Source organism: Klebsiella sp. JB_Kp004 (assembly GCF_040065795.1).
GTDB lineage: Bacteria > Pseudomonadota > Gammaproteobacteria > Enterobacterales > Enterobacteriaceae > Klebsiella > Klebsiella quasipneumoniae.
Map to the genome: position 1 here is coordinate 26,752 of NZ_JBEAKW010000051.1, position 23,895 is coordinate 50,646.

A 23,895-nucleotide genomic window follows, 5' to 3' on the forward strand; every position below is an offset into this window, starting at 1 on the left:
AGTTTTCTCCATTAATACAGTCACATACTCATAAGGGTATTCAGTTGCAGGATCGGCTGCAGGATGGCCAGCACGATAAACAGCACCATGCCGGCCATGGTGACCACCAGCAGGGGTTCAAACAGGCTGAGGGACATCTGGATCTGCGCGCTCAGCTCCCGGTCCTGGTTCTCCGCCGCGCGCTCCAGCATGGCGGTCAGCTCACCGCTCTGCTCGCCGCTGGCGATCATGTAGCGCATCATCGGCGGAAACAGCGCTGTGGCCTCCAGCGCGCGATGCAGGCTGACGCCTTCGCGCACCGATTCGCTGGCGGTCTCCAGCTGGCTGCGCGCCCAGGCATTGCTGAGGACGCCGGCGCTGATGCGCATCGACAGCAGCAGCGGCACCGCGCTGGCGTTGAGAATGCTTAAGGTGCGGGCGTAGCGCGCGCTGTTGACGCTGCGCGTCACGCGGCCGATGACCGGCAGACGCAGCAGCGCCCGGTCCCAGGCGAGCCGCCGGGCGGGCTGGCGCAGCAGATAGCGCAGCCCCAGCAGCGCCAGGAATGACAGCAGCACCAGCCAGGGGCCCGCGCTGCGCACAATGTCGCTCAGGCTCATCAGCAGCCGGGTAGAGAAGGGCAGGGCCTGTTTTAGGTGGACAAACTGCTCGACGACTTTCGGCACCACGGTGGAGAGCAGAATGGCGATCACGCTGATGGCGACCAGCGTCAGCACGATGGGGTAGATCATCGCCTGTAGCAGGCGGGCGCGAAGCTGCTGGCGCTGCTCGGTATAGTCCGCCAGCCGGTTCAGCACGCCGTCGAGATGGCCGGAGGTTTCGCCGGCCGCCACCATGGCGCAGAACAGGCCATCGAAGCAGGCGGGATAGGCGCGCATCGCCTCCGCCAGCGAATGGCCTTCAAGCACTTTGCTGCGCACCCCAGCCATTAACGTTCTCAGCGACGCCTTTTCGCACTGCTGGGCGACGGCATCGAGCGCTTTTTCCAGCGGAATGCCGGCGGCGACCAGGGTGGCCAGCTGGCGAGTGAGCAGGGCTAAATCACCGGCGCTGGTGCGCCGGGCGATCAGCCCGCCGCGCCACAGCCGGCTCGCCGGGTCGGCGGTGGCCACTTCCAGCGCCAGCCAGCCCTTGTCCCGCAGCAGCTGGCGGGCGTGGCGGGCGGAGTCGGCCTGTTGAACGCCGCGGCGGGTTTTGCCCTGCGCGTCCAGCGCCTGATAGCGAAAGAGGGCCATCTCAGACGCTGTCCGCCGTTTGCTGTTCGGTGACCCGCATCACCTCCTCCCAGCTGGTGATCCCCGCCAGCGCTTTATCGCGCCCGGCATGGCGCAGGGTCTGCCAGGCTGGCCCCAGCTGCTGGATCAGGGTGATCTCATTTTCGCCGCGGTGGATGGCGGCGCGGACGCGGTCGTCAATGAGCAGCAGCTCGTGAATGCCGGTGCGTCCGCGATAGCCGGTGAAATTACACCGGGCGCAGCCTTTTGGCTGCCACAGCGGCGTACCGGCCGGGACCGCCATCTGCCGGGCGGCGTCAGCATCCGCCTGCCAGGGCTGACGACAGTGCGGGCACAGCCGACGCACCAGCCGCTGCGACATCACCGCCAGCAGCGAAGTAGAGAGTAAAAAGGGCTCCACCCCCATATCCTGCAGGCGGGAAACGGCCCCCAGCGCGCTGTTGGTGTGCAGCGTCGACAGCACCAGGTGGCCGGTCAGCGACGCCTGGATGGCGATCTGGGCGGTTTCGCCATCGCGGATTTCGCCCACCAGCACCACGTCCGGATCCTGGCGCAGTATGGCGCGCAGGCCGCGGGCGAAGGTCATCTCGACTTTGGCGTTGACCTGGGTCTGGCCGATACCTTCCAGCTCATACTCCACCGGATCTTCAATGGTCATGATGTTGCGCTCCCGGGCGTCGAGGCGGCTGAGGGCGGCGTAGAGCGTTGTGCTTTTCCCGGATCCGGTCGGCCCGGTGACCAGAATGATGCCGTGTGGCCGGGAGATCAGCGCGTCGACCTGGTCAAGCAGGGCGGGGGGCATGCCCAGCGTCTGCAGATCCAGGTTGACGCTGTTTTTGTCCAGCAGGCGCAGCACCACGCGTTCGCCGTGGCTGGAGGGCAGGGTGGAGACGCGCACGTCTATCGCCCGCCCGCCGATACGCAGCGCCATGCGGCCATCCTGGGGCACCCGTTTTTCGGCAATGTCCAGGCTCGCCATCACCTTGATGCGCGAAATGAGCAGCGCGGCCAGCCGCCGCTGCGGGCGCAGAATTTCCCGCAGCACGCCGTCGACGCGAAAGCGAATTTGCAAATGGCGCTCATAGGTTTCGATATGGATATCGGAGGCTTTCTCTTTGATGGCCTCGGTGAGCATGGCGTTGATCAGACGGATAATCGGCGCATCGTCTTCGCTGTCGAGCAGATCGTCGGTATCCGGCAGCTCTTCGGCGAGGGTATAGAGGTCAAGCTCATTGCCGATGTCGGCCATCATCCGGTGCGCTTCCGCCGAGTCACGCTGATAGCTGAGCACCAGCACTTTCTCGAACGCTTCCGGCGCCAGACGGCTGACGCTCATCGGCCCGTCCGCCAGGCGGCGCGCTTCCAGCAGCGCCCGGGCGGCGGTATCAGCGCGGCACAGCGCTTCGCAGCGTTCGCCGTCGCTGAGCAGCACCAGATGGTGCGCGCGGGCCCACGCGAAGGGCAACAGCGGACGGCGTTCGGCAGCTGGCGTCATGGGCGGCCTCCGAGGTTAAAGGCGTCAATGGCGGCGCTAACCTGGCGGAAGGCCTGGGTCTCCTGCTGCGGATAGATGTGCAGCAGATCGTTGCTGAGCGATGCTTCGCTGCTCTCTTTGCCCCGCTGTTTGGTTTGCGCATCGTTGAAGGCGGTGTACTGGCCGGAGGAGGCCCGGCGGTACTCATCGCGGTCGCGAATAATGGTCGGGCGGATAAACAGCATCAGGTTGCGTTTCGACACTTTCTTGCTGTCGGAGCGGAACAGCGCGCCGATCACCGGGATGTCGCCGAGCAGCGGCACTTTGTCGGCGCTATCGGTGACGCTTTTATCCAGCAGCCCGCCAACCACCACCGTTTCGCCGCTACCCACCAGCACGGCGTTATTTACCGTCCGGGTATTAAAGGTCGCCCCGAGATCGCTGCTGGTGCTGGAGGCCGAATCGGCGACGCTCGATACTTCCTGCTCAATCTCCAGCAGCACGGCATCGCCTTCGTTAATCTGCGGTTTCACCTTCAGCTTAATGCCCACGGTTTTGCGCTCGACGGTATTGAAGATGTTGTCGCCGGAGGTGGTTTGCGAGCCGGTTAACACCGGGACTTCCTGGCCGACGTTGAAGGTGGCTTGCATATTGTCGAGGGTGACGATGCTGGGGGTGGCCAGAATATCGTTCTTGGTACTGCTGGAGAGGGCGGTGAGCAGCATCGCCCAGTTCCCCTGGTAGAAGCCGGCGGCGATACCGTTAAACGAGCCGAGGGCGCTGGCCAGCGAGCTGCTGATGGTGCCGTCTTTGTTGTACTGGTTGGCGCCGGCGATCGCGGTGGAGATCGGCAATCCGCTGTTGGTAAACTGGGTCATGCCGGCGTTTTTATTGGCCCACTGGATACCGAGGTTGAGTCCGTCGGCATCCTGCACTTCGGCGATAATCGCCTCCACCAGCACCTGCGGGCGGCGGATATCCAGCTGGGCGATCACCCGCTCCAGATCGTTCATCACGTCCGGCGCCGCGGTGACGATCAGGGCGTTGGTCTGGCCGTGGGCTTTGATAATAATATTTTTATCGATCGCGGCCACCGGTTTGGCGCTTTGCTTATCGTTCTGCAGCGAGCTGCTGATCCCGGTCAGGACCTCCACCAGATCGGCGGCTTTGGCGTACTTCAGGTAGATCACTTTGGTGTTGCCCTGCACCGCCTGCTGGCGGTCGAGCTGTTTGATCATGGCGATAATGCGCTGGCGCGAGTTTGGCTCGCCGCTCACCAGCACCGAGTTGGTGCGCTCATCGGCCACCACGTTCGCCACCATCGATCCCGGCAGCGCCGACTTGCTGGTGTCTTTATTGAGTTCGGTAACCAGTTTGACCACCTCCGCGGCGGAGGCCCAGGAGAGAGGCACGGTCACCACGCTGCGATCCCCGGCGTTGTCGACGCGTTCGACAATGGTCAGCAGGCGTTTGATCACCGCCGCGCGGCCGGTCATCAGCAGGACGTTGGAAGGTTCATAATGGACCACGCTGCCGGCGCCAGCGTTATCGTTCAGCTGGCGGAGCAGCGGCGCGAGATCGCGAGCGGCGACGTTGGTCAGGGGCACCACCCGGGTGACGACCTCATCGCCTTCGCCCGGTGCGGCCTCGCTGGCGACCGGAACGGCCGAGGTCTTGGCATCTTTGGCGCGGACCACCTTCAGCACGCCGTTATTCATATTAATCACGGCGAAGCCATATACATCCAGCACGCTGAGGAAGAATTGATAATATTGCTCTTCATTGAGCATATCGTAACTGCGCACGGTGATAGTGCCGCGTACGCTGGGATCGATAATCACCGTTTTATTCAGGTTTTTGCTGACGGTATTGATAAATTCCTGGATATCGGTGCCTTTAAAACTGGCGGAAAATTCCTCCGCGGCGGCCGGAGAAAATAGCAGCGGGGTTAATATCAGCAGCGCAGGAAGCATTTTTCGCAGGCGTTTCATGGTTGGCAATTATTCATCCCCCAGGGAGAAAGCAATATCGTGTCGTTGGCCTTCCCGCTCAACGGTTAGCGTTATTTCGGTCATATCGGCCAGATTCTGCAGCGCCTGTTGCGCTTGTTCCTGATCGCGTAAATCGATGCCATTTAAGGCGATCGCCAAATCATTTGCCTGCAGGCCGGCCTGGCGAAACAGCGAGGCGTCTTTGCCAGGGTTAAGTCGGTAGCCCTGCAGTTTGTCGCCGCTGAGTACCGGCGAAATCGTTAAATAAGTGAGGATATTTTGCGGCTGCTCACGGAGTCGCTTCATAAGGGGCGGACGGGGCGCGGCGGCGGGCGATGACGACGACGCGCGGGTATCGTTAAATAATAAAATGGCCTCCTGGCGCCCCTGATAGTTGACGATGATCCGGTCTGGCAGGATGGCAGCGATCTGTGCATTGTATCCCGGGGTGGTATCGCCGACGCTAAGGCTAACCTGCTGATTTCCTTTTTCAATAATCGCGATGGAACGCGCCGGGTTGCTGCTGGCGAGCAGCCCGGCCAGGCGTAGCTTCAGGCTGGAAACCGGCACCTGATCGAGGCTGGTGGCCTCCGCTGGCGCGGGGGGATTTTTCGTCGCCAGGCCAAACAGGGTAAACGCGGGCCGCACGTTTTTTAATTCCGGTTCCGCTGCCGGAGGCGCAGTTAACGGCAGGGCGGAAATATCCTCAGAACTGACAGGGAATACCACTCGCCAGGTTAATTTCGCCAGCTGCGGAATGGCGGTTATTAATATGATGAGCGTCACAATTCGGGGTAATAATTTAATTATCCCTTTATTTATATTTGTTAACCCCATCACAGAAATCGGCATTTTAATTCCTTTGCTAATTTATTTTTCTGCACGCTGGCGTAATACCCTACCGAAACAGGTAGGTGATTATTGGCTTTTGAATGAATTATTGCCGGAGAGTGGCGATAAGCGTGGCGAATCATAATCAGTTTGCGGTTTGCGGTCGTCATTCCCTTTATTCATTTACTCCCCCGGCTTCCTACGCCCCCCTCTCATTTGTGGGGGATGATTGCGCCTGAGAAAGCAAAAATATCTAATTAGCGCGCTGTAAAGATATTCATCCTTTCTTACCTTTTATAATTTAATAAGCATATTAGGGACTATCGAATGCTCAGATATACCTGTCATGCCCTATTTCTTGGATCGTTAGTATTATTGAGTGGCTGTGATAACAGCTCTTCCTCCTCTTCCTCTGGCTCACCTGGCGAACCCGGTAATCCTGGTACGCCCGACCCGCAGGATGTCGTCGTCCGTTTACCGGACGTTGCCGTCCCTGGCGAAGCGGTACAGGCCTCTGCCAACCAGGCTGTCATTCATCTCGTCGATATCGCCGGCATCACCAGCAGCACGCCGGCCGACTATGCCAGCAAAAACCTCTATCTGTGGAATAACGAAACCTGTGATGCGCTGAGCGCGCCGGTGGCGGACTGGAATGATGTCAGCACCACGCCGACCGGCAGCGACAAATATGGCCCTTACTGGGTGATCCCGCTGACTAAAGAGAGCGGGTGTATCAACGTGATCGTCCGCGATGGCACCAATAAGCTTATCGACAGCGACCTGCGCGTCTCTTTCAGTGATTTCACCGATCGGACGGTATCGGTCATCGCCGGCAACAGCGCGGTCTATGACTCCCGCGCCGACGCCTTCCGCGCCGCCTTTGGCGTGGCGCTGGCCGATGCGCACTGGGTCGATAAGACCACTCTGCTGTGGCCGGGCGGGGAAAATAAACCCATTGTGCGTCTCTATTACAGCCATAGCAGTAAGGTGGCCGCCGACAGTAACAGCGAATTTACCGATAAGTATGTCAAGCTGACCCCGACCACCGTCAGCCAGCAGGTGAGCATGCGCTTCCCGCATCTCGCCAGCTATCCTGCCTTTAAGCTGCCGGATGACGTCAACGTCGAGGAATTGCTGCAGGGCGAGACGGTGGCGATATCCGCCGAAAGCGACGGGATACTGAGCTCCGCCACCCAGGTGCAGACCGCCGGCGTGCTGGATGATACCTATGCCGCCGCCGCCGAGGCGCTGAGCTATGGCGCCCAGCTGACCGATAGCGGCGTGACCTTCCGCGTCTGGGCGCCCACGGCGCAGCAGGTCGAGCTGGTGCTCTACAGTGCGGACAAGAAAGTGGTTGCCAGTCACCCGATGACCCGCGACAGCGCCTCCGGCGCCTGGTCCTGGCAGGGAGGGAGCGACCTGAAAGGCGCGTTCTACCGCTACGCGATGACGGTCTACCACCCGCAGTCGCGCAAAGTCGAGCAGTACGAAGTGACCGATCCCTACGCCCACAGTTTGTCGACCAACTCGGAGTACAGCCAGGTGGTCGATCTGAACGACAGCGCGCTGAAGCCGGAAGGCTGGGACGGGCTGACGATGCCGCACGCGCAGAAAACCAAAGCTGACCTGGCGAAGATGACGATCCACGAATCGCATATTCGCGATCTCTCCGCCTGGGATCAAACCGTTCCTGCGGAGCTGCGCGGTAAGTATCTGGCGCTCACCGCCCAGGAGAGCAATATGGTCCAGCATCTGAAGCAGCTGTCGGCCTCGGGCGTGACCCATATTGAGCTGCTGCCGGTCTTCGATCTGGCGACGGTCAATGAGTTCAGCGACAAAGTCGCCGATATTCAGCAGCCGTTCAGTCGCCTGTGCGAGGTCAACAGCGCGGTGAAGAGCAGCGAGTTCGCGGGCTATTGCGACAGCGGTTCGACGGTTGAAGAGGTGCTGACTCAGCTGAAGCAGAACGACAGTAAGGATAACCCGCAGGTGCAGGCGTTGAATACGCTGGTGGCGCAGACCGACTCCTATAACTGGGGCTACGATCCGTTCCACTACACGGTACCGGAAGGATCCTACGCCACCGACCCGGAAGGCACGGCGCGCATTAAAGAGTTCCGCACCATGATTCAGGCGATCAAGCAGGATCTGGGAATGAACGTCATTATGGACGTGGTGTACAACCACACCAACGCCGCCGGCCCGACCGACCGCACCTCGGTGCTGGATAAGATCGTCCCCTGGTACTATCAGCGTCTGAACGAAACCACCGGCAGCGTGGAATCGGCCACCTGTTGCTCCGACTCGGCGCCAGAGCACCGGATGTTCGCCAAGCTTATCGCCGATTCACTGGCGGTATGGACCACCGATTATAAGATCGATGGCTTCCGCTTCGACCTGATGGGCTACCACCCGAAAGCGCAGATCCTCTCGGCCTGGGAGCGCATTAAAGCGCTGAACCCGGATATCTACTTCTTTGGCGAAGGCTGGGATTCCAACCAGAGCGATCGCTTTGAAATTGCCTCGCAAATCAATCTCAAAGGCACCGGGATCGGCACGTTCTCCGATCGTCTGCGCGACGCCGTGCGCGGCGGCGGGCCGTTCGACTCCGGCGATGCATTGCGCCAGAACCAGGGCGTGGGCAGCGGGGCCGGCGTTCTGCCGAATGAGCTGACCACCCTGACCGACGATCAGGCGCGCCATCTCGCCGATCTGACCCGTCTCGGCATGGCCGGTAACCTTGCGGACTTCGTGCTGATCGACAAAGATGGCGCGGTGAAGAGAGGCAGCGAGATTGACTATAACGGCGCGCCTGGCGGCTACGCGGCTGATCCGACGGAAGTCGTGAACTATGTGTCAAAACACGACAACCAGACGCTGTGGGACATGATCAGCTACAAAGCTGCTCAGGAGGCGGATCTCGACACCCGCGTCCGGATGCAGGCGGTGTCGCTGGCCACGGTCATGCTCGGCCAGGGGATCGCCTTTGACCAGCAGGGCTCGGAGCTGCTGCGCTCCAAATCCTTTACCCGCGACTCGTATGATTCCGGCGACTGGTTTAACCGCGTGGATTACTCCCTGCAGGACAACAACTACAACGTTGGTATGCCGCGCAGCAGCGATGATGGCAGCAACTATGACATCATCGCCCGCGTGAAGGACTGGGTGGCCACCCCGGGTGAAGCCGAGCTCAAGCAGATGACCGCGTTTTATCAGGAGCTGACCGCGCTGCGTAAGTCATCTCCGCTGTTTACCCTCGGCGACGGCGCGACGGTGATGCAGCGTGTGGACTTCCGCAATACCGGCGCCGATCAGCAGACCGGTCTGCTGGTGATGACCATCGATGACGGGATGCAGGCTGGCGCCAGTCTGGACAGCCGCGTCGACGGTATCGTGGTGGCGATTAACGCCGCCCCGGAAAGCCGGACGCTGCAGGATTTCGCCGGCACATCGCTCCAGCTGAGCGCCATCCAGCAGGCGGCGGGCGACCGTTCGCTGGCCAGCGGCGTGCAGATTGCCGCTGACGGCTCGGTCACGCTGCCGGCCTGGTCGGTTGCTGTTCTCGAATTGCCGCAGGGCGAATCGCAGGGCGCCGGCCTGCCGGTGAGCAGTAAATAACGTGACGTGGGGCGCCCGTAAGGGCGCCTCTGGCTGATGACAAACCTGGTTTGATACTGTGCCGCCTTTCTGCCGGGTGGCGGCTTTCGCCTTACCCGGCCTGTGAAGGACTGCAATATCAAACCGTTATGCAGTTAGCTGTAGGCCCGCGCAAGCGCAGCGCCGCCGGGCAATCCCTGAAGATTGCGCTTTGTCAGCCGTTTGGGGCGCCCGTAAGGGCGCCTTCTCGTTATCGTGAGGGAACAGGAGATCGTGGTGATTGTTCGTGATGACAGTGAAAGAGGGATCCCCCCGTTGGTGGCGCATCAGCCGCCTTCCGCGCAGGCGGACGCGCCGGTGATCCGCGGCCGGATGGTGCAGATCCCAGGCTGGATTATCCCGCTGTACGCCGGATTATTATTCGCGCTCGGCTGGTTTGGCGGCGAGCAGTGGCGTCATCCGGCACCGCCGCAACCGCTGCCCTTGCCGGTGGCGCATGCGGCGCTTCTGCCGTTAACCGCTGCCGGAGAGGCCGCGCCAAAGACGCCGCCGCCGGCGATAAAACCCAGCGCGCCCGCCGCGCCGGTGGTGGACAGCGATACGCTGCCGCCTCTGCGCTATAGCGCGCATGTCTACGCCTCGTTAGCGGAAAAGCGCAGCATTGTGTTAAATGGCAAAGCGTGGACGGAGGGCGACTCCCCGCTGCCCAATCTGGTGGTGGAGCAGATCCAGCAGGATGTGACGATCTTTAGCTTCAACGGCACGACCTTTACCCTCGCGGCGCTCGAGGACTGGCCCGGGGGGAAAATTGACGAGGAGCCGAAAGGCGAATAAGGGGCACGCGCAATAAAATGCGCGTTGAAGATATTTTGCTTAGTCGCCGCGCAGGCTGGCAATAAAGGGTGCAAGCTGGCGATTAAATTGACTGCACTGCGCGGCTTCCGGGGTGCTGTCCTGTAAAAGCTGTTGGTAAAGCCGGTCGCTATTTTGGCTTAACGTTGCCGGATCAATATTTCCCCAGCCGCGCGCTTTGCCGACATTCACCGCCGCGCGATAAATAGCTTCATCGGCGGGCAGATCGCTACGATTACATTTATTCTTGAGATAGCGCGTTCCTGCCGCCACGGACGAGAGCTGCTCGAGCTGCGCCTGGCTACTGATGGCCGGACTGAGCGTTGAGGCGGGTTTCTGTTGGCAGCCAGAGAGCACGGCCACCACGCAAAGCGGAAATATAAGCGGAATGCGCATAGTAGAGTAATCAAAATAATGAATCACTGGCCGCTAGTTTAACAAATATTTCCCTGGTGTCATCATAAAATATGATTCTGCATAAATGTTAACAGGCTCTCATTTTTATTGGCAGAAACTCGATTAATCCCCTTTACTTCTTTCAATAATAAACATTGGCGGCCGGAAAATATATTTTCTGCGGCAGATGATGCCGCCGCATTTGGCATCAGGGCGAGCGTCATTTTTTATGTTATTAAAAAACATACTCTTTCCCATCTTGTTACGTGAGTACGAGGTAAAATGCTGGTTAAGAATGTCGCATTTTAGTGCTATCCTGTATGCCCTGAACATTACGTGCTATGTTCTGACTCATTCTGCCAGTGATGCGTTTAACACAATGATTTTATGGTGAATTTTTATTGTTAGTATCATGTGAAACGAAGCAAACCAACCCTTTGAAAGATGGGCGGCGCGTTCTGCCCGCCAGCAGGTTGTCGTCCCGAGGGTAAGCAGCCAGGACGTTAATTTGAGAGATTTCTTCTTCCTCTGAACAGGGGAAGTATTGAGAATCAGGCCTTTGCGCCTGAACGTTGCGGAGAAAAAGCATGGCGGGAGATGACCGCGAGCCTATCGGACGTAAGGGAAGACCCTCACGTCCGACAAAACAGAAAGTCACCCGTCGCCGGGTCCGGGAAGAGGACTACGACGACGAGTATGATGACGATGATTATGAGGATGAGAAACCGGTGCCGAGAAAAGCCAAAGGCAAAGGTGGCAAGCCTCGTCGTAAGCGCAGCTGGCTGTGGCTGCTGGTCAAGCTGGGGATTGTCTTCGCGGTGCTGATTGCCGCCTATGGCGTCTACCTCGACCAGAAAATCCGCAGCCGCATTGACGGTAAAGTCTGGGAGCTGCCGGCCGCGGTCTATGGCCGAATGGTGAACCTTGAGCCGGACATGCAGATCAGCAAAAACGAGATGGTGCGTCTGCTGAACGCCACCCAGTATCGTCAGGTCAGCGCGATGACGCGTCCTGGCGAATATACGGTGCAGGCCAACAGCATCGAGATGATCCGCCGTCCGTTCGATTTCCCGGACAGTAAAGAAGGGCAGGTGCGCGCGCGTCTGACCTTCGACGGCGACCATCTGGAAACCATCGAGAATATGGATAACAACCGCCAGTTCGGTTTCTTCCGCCTCGATCCGCGGCTTATCACCATGCTGCAGTCGCCGAACGGCGAGCAGCGTCTGTTCGTGAAGCGCAGCGGCTTCCCCGACCTGCTGGTGGATACGCTGCTGGCGACCGAAGACCGCCACTTCTACGAGCACGATGGTATCAGCCTCTATTCCATCGGCCGTGCGGTGCTGGCGAACCTGACGGCAGGCCGGACGGTGCAGGGGGCAAGTACCCTGACCCAGCAGCTGGTGAAAAACCTGTTCCTCTCCAGCGAACGCTCCTACTGGCGTAAAGCCAACGAAGCGTACATGGCGCTGATCGTCGACGCCCGCTACAGCAAGGATCGCATCCTTGAGCTGTATATGAACGAGGTGTACCTCGGTCAGAGCGGCGATAACGAAATTCGCGGCTTCCCGCTGGCCAGCCTGTACTACTTTGGCCGTCCGGTGGAAGAGCTGAGCCTCGACCAGCAGGCGCTGCTGGTGGGGATGGTGAAAGGGGCGTCAGTCTATAACCCGTGGCGCAACCCGAAACTGGCCCTTGAGCGACGCAATCTGGTGCTGCGCCTGCTGCAGCAGCAGCAGGTCATCGACCAGGAGCTGTACGACATGCTGAGCGCGCGTCCGCTGGGTGTGCAGCCGCGTGGCGGGGTGATTTCACCACAGCCGGCGTTTATGCAGATGGTGCGTCAGGAGCTGCAGGCGAAGCTGGGCGATAAAGTGAAAGATCTCTCCGGCGTGAAGATCTTTACGACCTTCGACTCGGTGGCGCAGGATGCCGCGGAAAAAGCGGCCACCGAAGGGATCCCGGTACTGAAGAAACAGCGCAAGCTGGCAGATCTGGAAACCGCCATGGTGGTGGTGGACCGCTTTACCGGTGAAGTGCGGGCGATGGTCGGCGGCGCGGAGCCGCAGTTCGCCGGCTACAACCGTGCGATGCAGGCCCGCCGGTCGATTGGTTCTCTGGCCAAGCCGGCGACCTATCTGACCGCGCTGAGCCAGCCGAACCAGTATCGCCTGAATACGTGGATCGCCGATGCGCCAGTGACCATTCGCCTGTCCAACGGCCAGACCTGGTCGCCGCAGAACGACGATCGTCGCTTCAGCGGCCAGGTGATGCTGGTGGATGCCCTGACCCGTTCGATGAACGTGCCGACGGTTAACCTCGGGATGGCGCTGGGCTTGCCGGCGGTGGTCGATACCTGGACCAAACTGGGGGCGCCGAAGAATCAGCTCAACGCCGTGCCGGCGATGCTGCTTGGCGCGCTGAACCTGACGCCAATTGAAGTGGCCCAGGCCTTCCAGACCATCGCCAGCGGCGGCAACCGTGCGCCACTCTCCGCCCTGCGGTCAGTGATTGCGGAAGATGGCACGGTGCTGTATCAGAGCTACCCGCAGGCGGAGCGCGCGGTGCCTGCCCAGGCGGCCTACATGACGCTGTGGACCATGCAGCAGGTGGTGCAGCGCGGGACGGGGCGTCAGCTGGGCGCGAAGTATCCGGGCCTCCATCTGGCGGGGAAAACCGGGACCACCAACAATAACGTCGATACCTGGTTTGCCGGGATCGACGGTAGCCAGGTGACCATCACCTGGGTGGGTCGCGATAATAACCAGCCAACCAAACTGTACGGCGCCAGCGGTGCGATGTCGATTTACCAGCGTTATCTGGCGAACCAGACGCCAACGCCGCTGGTGCTGACGGCGCCTGAAGACGTGGTCGACATGGGCGTGGACAGCAACGGCAACTTCGTCTGCAGCGGCGGTATGCGTTCGCTGCCGGTGTGGACGACGCAGCCGGATGCGCTGTGCCGCCAGGGCGAGATGATGCAGCAGCAGCAGTTGCAGCAGCAGGAAGCGAACAACCCGTTCAATCAGTCCGGGCAGCAGCAGCCTCAGCAGCAACAGCAGCAGCAACAGCAGCCGCCGAAGCAGCAGGAGAAGAGCGACGGCGTCGCGGGCTGGATCAAGGATATGTTCGGCAGTAACTGATTTAAGCCCTAAGACCAGACCCCTTAAGACGAAAGTATTAAGGGGTTTTTTTATGCCTGTAAAAAAGTTAACGGCTCTTTAACTCCATAATAACTATCTGGTTATTAATTCAGCCTTCAACCCGCAGCGACAGGCATATCGCTTGCCTTGCCTTCAACGTTTCGCCTATTATATCGCCCGTCATAATAATAATTCTCGTTTACGTTATCATTCACTTTCATCAGAGATATACCCATGGCGCGTCCAAAAACTGCTCAGCCAAACCACTCGCTGCGTAAAGTCGCAGCTGTAGTAGCCACGGCGGTTAGCGGCATGTCTGTCTACGCACAGGCAGCAGAACAACCGAAGCAAGAAGAAACCATCACCGTCGTTGCCGCCCCGGCCGCCCAGGAAAGCGCCTGGGGACCGGCGCCGACCATCGCGGCGAAACGCTCCGCCACGGCGACGAAAACCGATACCCCGATAGAAAAAACGCCGCAGTCTGTGTCGGTGGTGACGCGCCAGGAGATGGAGATGCGTCAGCCGACGACGGTAAAAGAGGCGCTCTCCTATACGCCAAGCGTCTTCTCCACCCGCGGCAGTTCGACCACCTATGACGTGGTCACCATTCGCGGCTTCACCACCTCGACGACCGTCAACACCAACCAGTATCTGGACGGCATGAAGCTGCAGGGGAATAACTACTCTGAAGTCTCCATGGATCCTTACTTCCTGGAGCGCGTGGAAGTGATGCGCGGGCCAACCTCGGTGCTGTACGGCAACAGCAACCCGGGTGGTATCGTCAGCATGGTCAGCAAACGCCCGACCACCGAGCCGCTGAAAGAAGTGCAGTTTAAGATGGGCACCGACAATCTGTGGCAGACCGGGTTTGACTTCAGCGACGCCATTGATGATGCCGGCGTCTGGTCCTACCGCCTGACCGGCCTGGGCCGCAGCCAGGATGCCCAGCAGCAGATGGCGAAATCGACCCGCTACGCGGTGGCGCCCTCCTTTAGCTGGCGTCCGGATGATAAAACCGACTTCACCTTCCTGAGCAACTTCCAGAATGATCCGGATGCGGGCTACTACGGCTGGCTGCCGCGCGAAGGCACCGTGGTGCCGTATTACGACGCCAACGGTAAGGCGCATAAGCTGCCGACCGATTTCAACGAAGGCGAGGCGGATAATAAAATCTCCCGCCGCCAGAAGATGGTGGGCTACAGCTTCTCCCATCAGTTCGATGACACCTTTACCGTGCGGCAGAACCTGCGCTATGCCGATGTGCATACGCTCTATCGTTCGGTGTACGGCAACGGCTATGTCGCGCCGGGCTACATGAATCGCGCCTATGTGCGCTCCGACGAGCACCTGAACACCTTCACCGTCGATACTCAGCTGCAGTCTGATTTCGCCACCGGCGCGGTTAGCCATACCCTGCTGACCGGCGTGGACTACTCGCGGATGCGTAACGATGTGGATGCCGACTACGGGACGGCGGATCCCATCAGCATGAACAATCCGCAGTACGGTAACCCGAATATTCAGGTCACCTTCCCGTACGCGGTGCTCAACCGGATGGAGCAGACTGGCCTGTACGCGCAGGATCAGATGGAGTGGGATAAATGGGTGATGACCCTGGGCGGCCGTTACGATTACGCCACGACCTCAACGTTAACCCGCGCCACCAACAGCCTGGCGGAGAACCACGACCAGCAGTTCAGCTGGCGCGGCGGCATCAACTACCTGTTCGATAACGGTATCTCTCCGTACTTCAGCTACAGCGAATCGTTTGAACCGGTATCGGGCGCCAGCAGCAGCGGTAAGCCGTTCGATCCGTCGCGCGGTAAGCAGTATGAAGCCGGCGTGAAATATGTGCCGAAAGATATGCCGGTGGTGGTCACCGCGGCGGTCTATCAGCTGACCAAAGACAAGAACCTGACGGCGGATCCGGCTAACCAGGCGTTCAGCATCCAGACCGGCGAAATCCGCTCCCGCGGCCTTGAGCTGGAGGCGAAGGCGGCGGTGAACGCCAATATTAACGTCACCGCAGCCTACAGCTACACCGATGCGGAGTACACTCACGATACGGTGTTCAACGGCAAACGTCCGGCGGAAGTGCCGCGTAACATGGCCTCCCTGTGGGCGGATTATACCTTCCACGAAACCGCGCTGAGCGGTCTGACGATTGGGGCCGGGGCGCGCTATATCGGTTCAACGGTCAGCTACTACAAAAATGACACCAGCACCGGTAAGAAAAATGATGCCTTTAGTGTGGCCGGTTATGCGCTGATGGATGCGACGGTGAAATACGATCTGGCGCGCTTTGGCCTGCCGGGCTCGTCGGTCGGCGTCAACGTCAACAACCTGTTCGACCGCGAATATGTCTCCAGTTGCTACAGCGAATACGCCTGCTACTGGGGGGCCGGACGTCAGGTCGTCGCCACCGCCACCTTCCGTTTCTAACCACCTACGGGCGCGGTTCGCCGCGCCCTTTATCAGGTTATCGCTATGCAGGAACAGACTCCGCACGCAGAAACCACCTTTGCGCTGGATCGCGTCACTTTCCGTGTGCCTGGCCGCACGTTGCTCCATCCGCTCTCGCTCACCTTCCCGGCCGGAAAAGTCACAGGCCTGATCGGCCATAATGGCTCCGGCAAGTCGACGTTACTGAAAATGCTTGGCCGCCATCAGCCGCCTTCTGCAGGCGATGTGCTGCTGGACGGCCAGCCGCTGGAGAGCTGGGGCAGCAAAGCCTTTGCCCGCAAAGTGGCCTATCTGCCGCAGCAGCTGCCGCCGGCCGAAGGTATGACGGTGCGCGAGCTGGTGGCGATCGGCCGCTATCCGTGGCACGGCGCGCTGGGTCGCTTTGGCGCGGCGGACCGCGAGAAAGTGGAAGAGGCGATTGCGCTGGTAGGGCTGAAGCCGCTCGCCCATCGTCTAGTGGACAGCCTCTCCGGCGGCGAACGTCAGCGGGCGTGGATCGCCATGCTGGTGGCGCAGGATAGCCGCTGTCTGCTGCTCGATGAACCCACCTCGGCGCTGGATATCGCCCATCAGGTTGATGTCCTCGCGCTGGTGCATCGTCTCAGCCAGCAGCGCGGCCTGACGGTGATCGCCGTCCTGCACGACGTTAATATGGCGGCCCGCTACTGCGACTATCTGGTGGCCCTGCGCGGCGGGGAAATGATCGCCCAGGGGACGCCGGCGGAACTGATGCGCAGCGATACCCTGGAACAAATCTACGGCATCCCGATGGGGATCCTGCCGCACCCGGCCGGCGCGGCGCCGGTAAGCTTTGTCTATTAATGATGACCCCGACTCAGATAACCCGACGTCGCCTGCTGACCGCGATGGCGCTCTCGCCGCTGCTGTGGCAGATGCGCGGCGCGCAGGCGGCGAACGTTGACCCGCAGCGTGTGGTCGCCCTGGAGTGGCTGCCGGCGGAGCTGCTGCTGGCGCTGGGCGTCACGCCTTACGGCGTGGCCGATATCCCTAACTATCGCCTGTGGGTAAACGAGCCCGCGCTGCCCGACTCGGTGATCGATGTCGGTTTGCGCACTGAACCCAATCTTGAGCTGCTGACGCAGATGAAACCGTCGTTTATCGTCTGGTCAGCAGGCTACGGCCCGTCGCCGGAGAAGCTGGCGCGTATCGCCCCCGGTCGCGGATTCACCTTTAGCGACGGCAAACGCCCGCTGGCGATGGCTCAGCGCTCGCTGCTGGAGATGGCTGACCTGCTGGGCAAACCGCAGCAGGCTCAGCGCCACCTGGCGGAGTTTGAGGCGCTGATGGCGAGCCTGAAGCCGCGCTTTGCCGGACGCGGCGACCGTCCGCTGCTGATGATCTCCCTGCTCGATCCGCGCCACGTTCTGGTGTTTGGCGAAAACTGCCTGTTCCAGGAGGTGCTTGACCGCTTTGGTATTAAAAACGCCTGGCGCGGCGAAGCGGCGTTCTGGGGCAGCGTTAGCGTTGGCATCGACCGGCTGGCGGCGTTTAACGAGGCCGATGTGATCTGTTTTGATCATGGTAACGAGCGGGAGATGACCCAGCTGCTGGCGACCCCGCTGTGGCAGGCGATGCCGTTCGTGCGCGCGGGGCGCTTCCAGCGCGTTCCGGCGGTGTGGTTCTATGGCGCGACGCTGTCGGCGATGCATTTTGCCCGCGTGCTGGCCGAGGCCCAGGGGAGTCCGGCATGAATACGCGTATTTCACCGTTAGCCAGTATCCTGCTGGCCGCGCTGCTGGTCGCCGCCTTCGCGTTGAGTATCGTCAATCTCAATGTCGCCTTGCCCTATGCGCAATGGCGGCAGGCGCTGCGGCAGCCGGATAGCGATCAGATTGCCCAGATGCTGTTTCATTACAGCCTGCTGCCGCGGGTGGCCGTTTCACTGCTGGTGGGGGCCGGGCTGGGACTGGTCGGCGTACTGTTCCAGCAGGTGCTGCGCAATCCGCTGGCGGAGCCGACCACCCTTGGCGTCGCCACCGGCGCGCAGCTGGGGATAACGGTCACCACGCTGTGGGCCATCCCTGGCGTGCTGGCGTCGCAGTTTGCCGCGCTGGCCGGGGCCTGTCTGGTGGGTGCGCTGGTGTTTGGCGTCTCCTGGGGCAAGCGTCTGTCGCCGGTAACGCTGATCCTGGCGGGCCTGGTGGTCAGCCTCTACTGCGGGGCGCTTAACCAGCTGATGGTGATTTTCCATCACGACCAGCTGCAGAGCATGTTCCTGTGGAGCACCGGGACGCTGACGCAAACCGACTGGAGCGTGGCGCAGCGCCTGTGGCCGCAGCTGCTGGGCGGGGCGATACTCACCCTGCTGCTGCTGCGTCCGCTGACTCTGATGGGGCTCGATGACGGGGTGGCGCGCAACCTGGGGCTGGCGCTGTCTCTGGCGCGCCTCGGCGCCCTGACGCTGGCGATCGTGATGAGCGCGCTGCTGGTCAATGCGGTCGGGATTATCGGCTTTATCGGCCTGTTCGCGCCGCTGCTGGCGAAAATGCTCGGCGCCCGTCGACTGCTTGCCCGGCTGCTGCTGGCGGCGCTGATCGGCGCGCTGCTCCTGTGGCTTTCCGATCAGGTGATCCTCTGGCTGAGCCGGGTATGGCGGGAAGTCTCCACCGGCTCGGTCACCGCCCTGATTGGCGCGCCGCTGCTGCTGTGGCTGCTGCCGCGGCTGCGCAGCATCAGCGCCCCGGTGATGAACGGCGGCGATAATGTGCAGCCTGAACGCTATCACGTGCAATGGTTTGTTCTCGGGGGCGTCGCGTTGCTGCTGCTGGCGATGAGCGTAGCGCTGGCCTTTGGTCGCGATGCCCACGGTTGGCTGTGGGCTCACGGCGATCTGCTGGAGCAACTGCTGCCCTGGCGCTGGCCGCGAGTGCTGTCGGCGCTGTTCGCCGGGGTGATGCTGGCGGTCGCCGGCTGTATTATCCAGCGCCTGACCGGCAACCCGATGGCCAGCCCGGAAGTGCTGGGCATCAGCTCCGGCGCCGCCTTTGGCGTGGTGCTGATGCTGTTCTTCGTGCCTGGCGACGCCTTTGGCTGGCTGCTGCCGGCCGGGAGCCTTGGCGCGGCGGCCACTTTGCTGATCATTATGCTGGCCGCCGGGCGGGGCGGTTTCTCGCCGCATCGGATGCTGCTGGCGGGGATGGCGCTCAGTACCGCCTTCACCATGCTGCTGATGATGCTGCAGGCCAGCGGCGATCCGCGCATGGCGCAGATCCTGACGTGGATCTCGGGGTCGACCTACAGCGCGACGCCGGAGAGGGTGGTACGCAGCGGCGCGGTGATGCTGGTCCTGCTGGCGCTGGCGCCGCTCTGTCGCCGCTGGTTAACCATCCTGCCGCTGGGCGGGGAGGCGGCGCGGGCGGTGGGCATGGCGCTGACGTCATCGCGGATTGTTCTGCTGCTGCTGGCGGCCTGCCTGACGGCGGCGGCGACGCTGACCATCGGCCCGCTGAGCTTCGTCGGGCTGATGGCGCCGCATATTGCGCGCATGATGGGCTTCCGGCGAACGCTGCCGCATATGGTGATCTCCGGACTGACTGGCGGGCTGCTGCTGGTCTTCGCCGACTGGTGCGGACGGATGATCATGTTCCCGTACCAGATCCCGGCGGGGCTGCTGTCGACCTTTATCGGCGCGCCGTACTTTATCTATTTGCTGAGGAAGCAGAGCCGCTAACGCGTGGCGTTTGCGCGAAAGCACCCGGATAGCGACGCATTGCGCCTTATCCGGGCTACCGGACGGTGCCGTTTTTTGTCGGGTGGCGGCTAACGCCTTACCCGACCTGCGGTCCGTGCCATGGCGAGTATGGTAGGCCGGGTAAGCGGAGCGCCACCCGGCATGCAGGGAGCTTACAGTTTGGCAAATACCCGGCGCGCGGCGTCGATGGTATTGTCGATATCTTCCTCGCTGTGGGCGACGGACATAAAGCCGGCCTCAAACGCTGACGGCGCCAGGTACACGCCTTCCTCCAGCATCAGATGGAAGAAGCGCTTGAAGCGTTCGACGTCGCACTTCACCACGTCCTGATAGCAGGTGACGGTTTCGGCATCGGTAAAGAAGATGCCGAACATGCCGCCGACGTTATTGACCACCAGCGGGATCCCGGCGTCACGCGCCGCATCCAGCAGGCCTTGCGCCAGCTGGTTGGTCAGCTCGGTGAGGGTTTCATGCACGCCCGGCTGCGCCACTTCGCTTAAGCAGGCGAAGCCGGCGGCCATGGCGATCGGGTTACCGGAGAGGGTTCCGGCCTGGTAGACCGGACCGGTGGGCGCCAGCGCGTCCATCACCTCGCGACGGCCGCCGAAGGCGCCTACCGGCATCCCGCCGCCGATGATTTTCCCGAGACAGGTCAGATCCGGCTCCACGCCGTAATAAGCCTGCGCGCCCGCCAGCGCCACGCGGAAGCCGGTCATCACTTCGTCGATGATCAGCAGGGCGCCAAATTCGTCGCACAGCGCGCGCAGGCCCGGCAGGAACTCCGGCTGCGGCGGAATGCAGTTCATATTCCCGGCGACCGGCTCGACGATGATGCAGGCGATATCCTGCGGATACTGCTCGAACGCCGCGCGCACGGAGGCGAGGTCGTTATAGGTGCAGGTCAGGGTATGTTTGGCGAAATCAGCCGGCACGCCCGGCGAGTTCGGCTGGCCGAGGGTCAGCGCGCCGGAACCGGCTTTCACCAGCAGGCAGTCGGCATGGCCGTGGTAGCAGCCTTCGAACTTGATGATCTTGTCGCGGCCTGTGAAACCGCGCGCCAGGCGAATCGCGCTCATGGTGGCTTCGGTACCGGAGTTCACCATGCGCACCATATCCATGGTCGGCACCAGCTCGGTCACCAGCGCCGCCATTTTTACTTCCATTTCGGTCGGCGCGCCAAAGCTCAGGCCGCGGGACGCCGCCTCGATCACCGCGTTGCGGATCGCCGGATGGTTGTGGCCCAGCACCATCGGACCCCAGGAGCCGACATAATCGATATAGGCTTTTCCATCCACGTCATAGAGGTAAGCGCCATCCGCGCGTTCGATAAACAGCGGGGTGCCGCCGACGCCGGTGAAGGCGCGGACCGGCGAGTTAACGCCGCCGGGGATCAGTTCACGCGCAGCGTGGTACAGATTTTCAGATTTGCTCATGGCCAGGGTCCTGGTTCGTGAAAAATGTTTTATCGGCTATTCTAAGTTATTCCAGGATGGTTATGAAAGTTTTGCCCAATTGAAACAATGTGCCGCAAGGGCATTTTTTTGACGACGCAGCGCGCCGGGGCGGCTAAAATGCCTCTCTCTTCATTTGTATTACCAATAATTGATAACGGCATGAAAGCAGAAACTCCCTCTTTTGAAGCACATCAGTTCGTGCGGGTGCGTCGCGGCGATGCGGTGCGCCGGTTGATTCAGCGCGATAAAACGCCGCTGGCGGTGCTGTTTATGGCGGCGGTGGTCGGCACGCTGGCCGGACTGGTGGGCGTGGCGTTTGAAAAGAGCGTGAACTGGGTGCAGAACCAGCGGATCGGCGCCCTGGCGCAGGTGGCGGACCACTGGTATCTGGTCTGGCCGCTGGCGTTTATCTTGTCGGCGCTGCTGGCGATGGTCGGCTATTTCCTCGTGCGCCGCTTTGCGCCGGAGGCTGGCGGATCGGGGATCCCGGAAATCGAAGGGGCGCTGGAGGAGCTGCGGCCGGTGCGCTGGTGGCGCGTGCTGCCGGTGAAATTCATCGGCGGCATGGGGACCCTGGGCGCCGGAATGGTGCTGGGACGCGAGGGGCCGATGGTGCAGCTTGGCGGCAACATTGGACGCATGGTGCTGGATATTTTCCGCATGCGCAGTCCGGAAGCGCGGCACACGCTGCTGGCGACCGGTGCGGCGTCGGGGCTCTCAGCGGCCTTTAACGCGCCGCTGGCCGGTATCCTGTTTATCATCGAAGAGATGCGCCCGCAGTTCCGCTACAACCTGATCTCCATTAAAGCGGTATTTACCGGCGTGATCATGTCGAGCATTGTGTTTCGCATTTTCAACGGCGAGGCGGCAATTATAGAGGTGGGCAAGCTGAGCAATGCCCCGGTGAATACCCTGTGGCTGTACCTGGTGCTGGGGATGCTGTTTGGCTGCTTTGGCCCGCTGTTTAATTTTCTGGTGCTACGCACCCAGGATCTGTTCCAGCGCATTCACGGCGGCAACATCAAAAAATGGGTGTTAATTGGCGGGGTCATCGGCGGGCTTTGCGGCCTGCTGGGGCTGATGCAGCCCTCCGCGGTGGGGGGCGGCTTTAACCTGATCCCCATCGCCGCCGCCGGTAACTTCTCCGTCGGTTTGCTGCTGTTCATCTTTATTGCCCGCGTGGTGACCACGCTGATCTGCTTCTCTTCCGGCGCGCCGGGCGGCATTTTCGCTCCGATGCTGGCGCTCGGCACGCTGCTGGGCACGGCGTTCGGCATGGCGGCTATTCCGCTGTTTCCGTCCTACCATCTCGATGCCGGCACCTTCGCCATTGCCGGTATGGGGGCGCTGCTCGCCGCCTCGGTGCGCGCGCCGCTGACCGGGATTGTGCTGGTGCTGGAGATGACCGATAACTATCAGCTCATTTTGCCAATGATTATTACCTGCCTTGGCGCAACACTACTGGCGCAATTCCTCGGTGGTAAGCCTTTGTATTCGACCATTCTGCAACGTACTCTGGCGAAGCAGGAGGCCGAGCAGGCGGCAAAAGCGCAGCAGGCACCCCGGGAGAATACTTGAACGATTTACCAGGGTATTAGATAATGGCTCAAAAGGTCCGGTTATTCTTTAACCGGCCGGAAGTATCAATGGGAGCAAAAAATGAGTGATGACGTAGCGTTGCCGCTGGAGTTTACCGAAGCCGCAGCCAATAAAGTAAAACACCTGATTGCGGATGAAGATAATCCGAACCTGAAACTGCGCGTGTATATCACCGGCGGCGGTTGCAGCGGTTTCCAGTATGGCTTCACCTTCGACGATCAGGTGAACGAAGGGGATATGACCATTGAGAAACAGGGTGTCGGCCTGGTGGTTGACCCGATGAGCCTGCAGTACCTGGTCGGCGGCTCTGTCGACTATACCGAAGGGCTGGAAGGTTCACGCTTTATCGTGACCAACCCGAATGCGAAAAGCACCTGCGGCTGCGGGTCCTCGTTCAGCGTTTAAAGCGAGCGCGGCAGGGGCTTTTTCTCGCAGCGAGAGGGCGCCAACGCTAAAAACGGTAACCTCAGGGTTACCGTTTTGCTTTTATGGCCGTCCGTTATCGTCCAGGGCAAACGTCGGCAGCTTCAGGTGCCAGCGGATCGCCGCCAGCCGGATCGCCAGGGTCACCACCATCCCCATCATTGCCGAATTCTCCAGCGGGAGATGGAAGGTGTCGTGCGCGGTGGCGTGGACAATGCCGCCGACAATACAGGCGGTGGCGTAGATCTCGGTGCGCAGAATCATAGGAATTTCGCGCGCCAGCACGTCGCGGATTATCCCGCCGCCAACGCCGGTCACCACGCCCATGCATACCGCTACCAGCGGGCCGCTGCCGGCGAGAAAGGCTTTATTGACGCCGATGCCGACAAACACCGCTAAACCGACGGCGTCGAGCACCGGCAGGATCCATTTCGGCAGCCGGCGCGGCTGGCGGACCAGCAGGATGGTCAGCATGCTGGTGACCATCGCCACCACCAGATCGGTGGGATCTTTGACCCAGAATACCGGGCCATTCGCCAGCGCCATGTCGCGGATGGTTCCGCCGCCCACCGCCGTCACCACGCCTAACACCAGCACGCCAAACGGGTCCATGCGTAACTTTCCGGCCAGCAGAACGCCGGAGATCGCGAAAACGGCCGTGCCAATAATATCCAGCCAATAGACAAGCATCGTTGATTCCCACTGAACATCCGCTTTACCGGATG

18 protein-coding genes are annotated in these 23,895 nt (G+C 61.0%); 9 read left to right on the forward strand and 9 right to left on the reverse strand.

Translation table 11 applies throughout. The features are described from left to right. Positions 1–20 precede the first annotated feature (20 nt). The 5 genes from gspF to ABLX76_RS24000 are packed head-to-tail and all read right to left on the reverse strand — an operon-like array spanning position 21 to position 5,674. Positions 21–1,235: a type II secretion system inner membrane protein GspF gene (gene gspF / locus ABLX76_RS23980; RefSeq protein ID WP_241516164.1), complete on the reverse strand. Its 1,215-nt coding sequence runs from the start codon at positions 1,233–1,235 to the stop codon at positions 21–23. Position 1,236: 1 nt separating this feature from the next. After that, complete coding sequence (gspE, locus tag ABLX76_RS23985) at positions 1,237–2,730, reverse strand: type II secretion system ATPase GspE (RefSeq protein ID WP_348875382.1); 1,494 nt, start codon at positions 2,728–2,730, stop codon at positions 1,237–1,239. Next, the gene (pulD, locus tag ABLX76_RS23990; protein ID WP_023292027.1) at positions 2,727–4,700 is read right to left on the reverse strand and encodes a GspD family T2SS secretin variant PulD; all 1,974 of its coding nucleotides are present in this window, start codon (positions 4,698–4,700) and stop codon (positions 2,727–2,729) included. The genes gspE and pulD overlap by 4 nt, the downstream gene beginning before the upstream one ends. A 9-nt stretch (positions 4,701–4,709) precedes the next feature. Beyond that, a complete protein-coding gene (gene gspC / locus ABLX76_RS23995; RefSeq protein ID WP_087776519.1) occupies positions 4,710–5,552 on the reverse strand; it encodes a type II secretion system protein GspC in 843 nt (280 codons plus the stop codon). Then, entirely contained in the window at positions 5,537–5,674 is a 138-nt protein-coding gene (locus ABLX76_RS24000; RefSeq protein WP_168380065.1) for a hypothetical protein, read from the reverse strand. Before ABLX76_RS24000 ends, gspC begins: the two co-directional genes overlap by 16 nt. Before the next feature lie 184 nt (positions 5,675–5,858). On the opposite strand from ABLX76_RS24000, the gene pulA reads away from it, so the two are divergent. Together pulA and gspB are read left to right on the forward strand one after the other, a co-directional pair. Next, positions 5,859–9,149: a pullulanase-type alpha-1,6-glucosidase gene (pulA, locus tag ABLX76_RS24005; RefSeq protein ID WP_348875383.1), complete on the forward strand. Its 3,291-nt coding sequence runs from the start codon at positions 5,859–5,861 to the stop codon at positions 9,147–9,149. Positions 9,150–9,404: 255 nt separating this feature from the next. Continuing rightward, positions 9,405–9,962 (forward strand): type II secretion system assembly factor GspB, encoded by a 558-nt coding sequence (gene gspB / locus ABLX76_RS24010; RefSeq protein ID WP_348875384.1) that lies wholly within the window; start codon positions 9,405–9,407, stop codon positions 9,960–9,962. Positions 9,963–10,001: 39 nt separating this feature from the next. Here gspB and gspS read toward each other — a convergent pair whose 3' ends face one another. Together gspS and ABLX76_RS24020 are read right to left on the reverse strand one after the other, a co-directional pair. Continuing rightward, positions 10,002–10,376, reverse strand: a complete 375-nt coding sequence (gene gspS, locus ABLX76_RS24015) for a type II secretion system pilot lipoprotein GspS (protein WP_023292031.1) — start codon at positions 10,374–10,376, stop codon at positions 10,002–10,004. Positions 10,377–10,438: 62 nt separating this feature from the next. Then, complete coding sequence (locus ABLX76_RS24020) at positions 10,439–10,585, reverse strand: hypothetical protein (RefSeq protein WP_044521095.1); 147 nt, start codon at positions 10,583–10,585, stop codon at positions 10,439–10,441. Positions 10,586–10,963: 378 nt separating this feature from the next. Between ABLX76_RS24020 and mrcB the strand changes: the two genes are divergently transcribed. From mrcB to fhuB, 5 genes are all read left to right on the forward strand, one after another. Next, positions 10,964–13,519 carry a bifunctional glycosyl transferase/transpeptidase gene (gene mrcB, locus ABLX76_RS24025; protein ID WP_032455574.1) on the forward strand — a complete coding sequence of 852 codons (2,556 nt, stop codon included), beginning with the start codon at positions 10,964–10,966 and terminating at the stop codon, positions 13,517–13,519. A gap of 234 nt (positions 13,520–13,753) precedes the next feature. Further along, entirely contained in the window at positions 13,754–15,961 is a 2,208-nt protein-coding gene (gene fhuA / locus ABLX76_RS24030; RefSeq protein WP_032452784.1) for a ferrichrome porin FhuA, read from the forward strand. Positions 15,962–16,006: 45 nt separating this feature from the next. After that, on the forward strand, positions 16,007–16,804 hold the full coding sequence (gene fhuC / locus ABLX76_RS24035) for a Fe3+-hydroxamate ABC transporter ATP-binding protein FhuC (RefSeq protein WP_032452785.1): 798 nt from the start codon (positions 16,007–16,009) through the stop codon (positions 16,802–16,804). Beyond that, complete coding sequence (fhuD, locus tag ABLX76_RS24040; RefSeq protein ID WP_032452786.1) at positions 16,804–17,694, forward strand: Fe(3+)-hydroxamate ABC transporter substrate-binding protein FhuD; 891 nt, start codon at positions 16,804–16,806, stop codon at positions 17,692–17,694. Before fhuC ends, fhuD begins: the two co-directional genes overlap by 1 nt. Then, entirely contained in the window at positions 17,691–19,673 is a 1,983-nt protein-coding gene (gene fhuB / locus ABLX76_RS24045) for a Fe(3+)-hydroxamate ABC transporter permease FhuB (RefSeq protein WP_023292036.1), read from the forward strand. Before fhuD ends, fhuB begins: the two co-directional genes overlap by 4 nt. Before the next feature lie 173 nt (positions 19,674–19,846). On the opposite strand, the gene hemL is transcribed toward fhuB, so the two are convergent. Next, on the reverse strand, positions 19,847–21,127 hold the full coding sequence (gene hemL / locus ABLX76_RS24050) for a glutamate-1-semialdehyde 2,1-aminomutase (RefSeq protein WP_017900647.1): 1,281 nt from the start codon (positions 21,125–21,127) through the stop codon (positions 19,847–19,849). A 180-nt stretch (positions 21,128–21,307) separates the two neighbouring features. Between hemL and clcA the strand changes: the two genes are divergently transcribed. Further along, a complete protein-coding gene (gene clcA, locus ABLX76_RS24055; RefSeq protein WP_032429103.1) occupies positions 21,308–22,726 on the forward strand; it encodes a H(+)/Cl(-) exchange transporter ClcA in 1,419 nt (472 codons plus the stop codon). A gap of 81 nt (positions 22,727–22,807) precedes the next feature. Next, the gene (gene erpA, locus ABLX76_RS24060) at positions 22,808–23,152 is read left to right on the forward strand and encodes an iron-sulfur cluster insertion protein ErpA (protein WP_002889275.1); all 345 of its coding nucleotides are present in this window, start codon (positions 22,808–22,810) and stop codon (positions 23,150–23,152) included. 81 nt (positions 23,153–23,233) lie between these two features. Here the strand turns inward: erpA and ABLX76_RS24065 are convergent, their stop codons facing one another. Beyond that, positions 23,234–23,860 (reverse strand): TRIC cation channel family protein, encoded by a 627-nt coding sequence (locus tag ABLX76_RS24065; protein WP_087776508.1) that lies wholly within the window; start codon positions 23,858–23,860, stop codon positions 23,234–23,236. Positions 23,861–23,895 lie beyond the last annotated feature (35 nt).

Coding starts and splice junctions, on each gene's coding strand:
- erpA (WP_002889275.1), top strand. CDS start 22,808: ATGAGTGATGACGTAGCGTTGCCGCTGGAGTTTACCGAAGCCGCAGCC.
- gspE (WP_348875382.1), bottom strand. CDS start 2,730: ATGACGCCAGCTGCCGAACGCCGTCCGCTGTTGCCCTTCGCGTGGGCC.
- fhuC (WP_032452785.1), top strand. CDS start 16,007: ATGCAGGAACAGACTCCGCACGCAGAAACCACCTTTGCGCTGGATCGC.
- ABLX76_RS24065 (WP_087776508.1), bottom strand. CDS start 23,860: ATGCTTGTCTATTGGCTGGATATTATTGGCACGGCCGTTTTCGCGATC.
- fhuA (WP_032452784.1), top strand. CDS start 13,754: ATGGCGCGTCCAAAAACTGCTCAGCCAAACCACTCGCTGCGTAAAGTC.
- ABLX76_RS24000 (WP_168380065.1), bottom strand. CDS start 5,674: ATGATTCGCCACGCTTATCGCCACTCTCCGGCAATAATTCATTCAAAA.
- fhuD (WP_032452786.1), top strand. CDS start 16,804: ATGATGACCCCGACTCAGATAACCCGACGTCGCCTGCTGACCGCGATG.
- pulD (WP_023292027.1), bottom strand. CDS start 4,700: ATGAAACGCCTGCGAAAAATGCTTCCTGCGCTGCTGATATTAACCCCG.
- clcA (WP_032429103.1), top strand. CDS start 21,308: ATGAAAGCAGAAACTCCCTCTTTTGAAGCACATCAGTTCGTGCGGGTG.
- gspS (WP_023292031.1), bottom strand. CDS start 10,376: ATGCGCATTCCGCTTATATTTCCGCTTTGCGTGGTGGCCGTGCTCTCT.
- gspC (WP_087776519.1), bottom strand. CDS start 5,552: ATGCCGATTTCTGTGATGGGGTTAACAAATATAAATAAAGGGATAATT.
- gspF (WP_241516164.1), bottom strand. CDS start 1,235: ATGGCCCTCTTTCGCTATCAGGCGCTGGACGCGCAGGGCAAAACCCGC.
- mrcB (WP_032455574.1), top strand. CDS start 10,964: ATGGCGGGAGATGACCGCGAGCCTATCGGACGTAAGGGAAGACCCTCA.
- fhuB (WP_023292036.1), top strand. CDS start 17,691: ATGAATACGCGTATTTCACCGTTAGCCAGTATCCTGCTGGCCGCGCTG.
- ABLX76_RS24020 (WP_044521095.1), bottom strand. CDS start 10,585: ATGCCAAATGCGGCGGCATCATCTGCCGCAGAAAATATATTTTCCGGC.
- hemL (WP_017900647.1), bottom strand. CDS start 21,127: ATGAGCAAATCTGAAAATCTGTACCACGCTGCGCGTGAACTGATCCCC.
- pulA (WP_348875383.1), top strand. CDS start 5,859: ATGCTCAGATATACCTGTCATGCCCTATTTCTTGGATCGTTAGTATTA.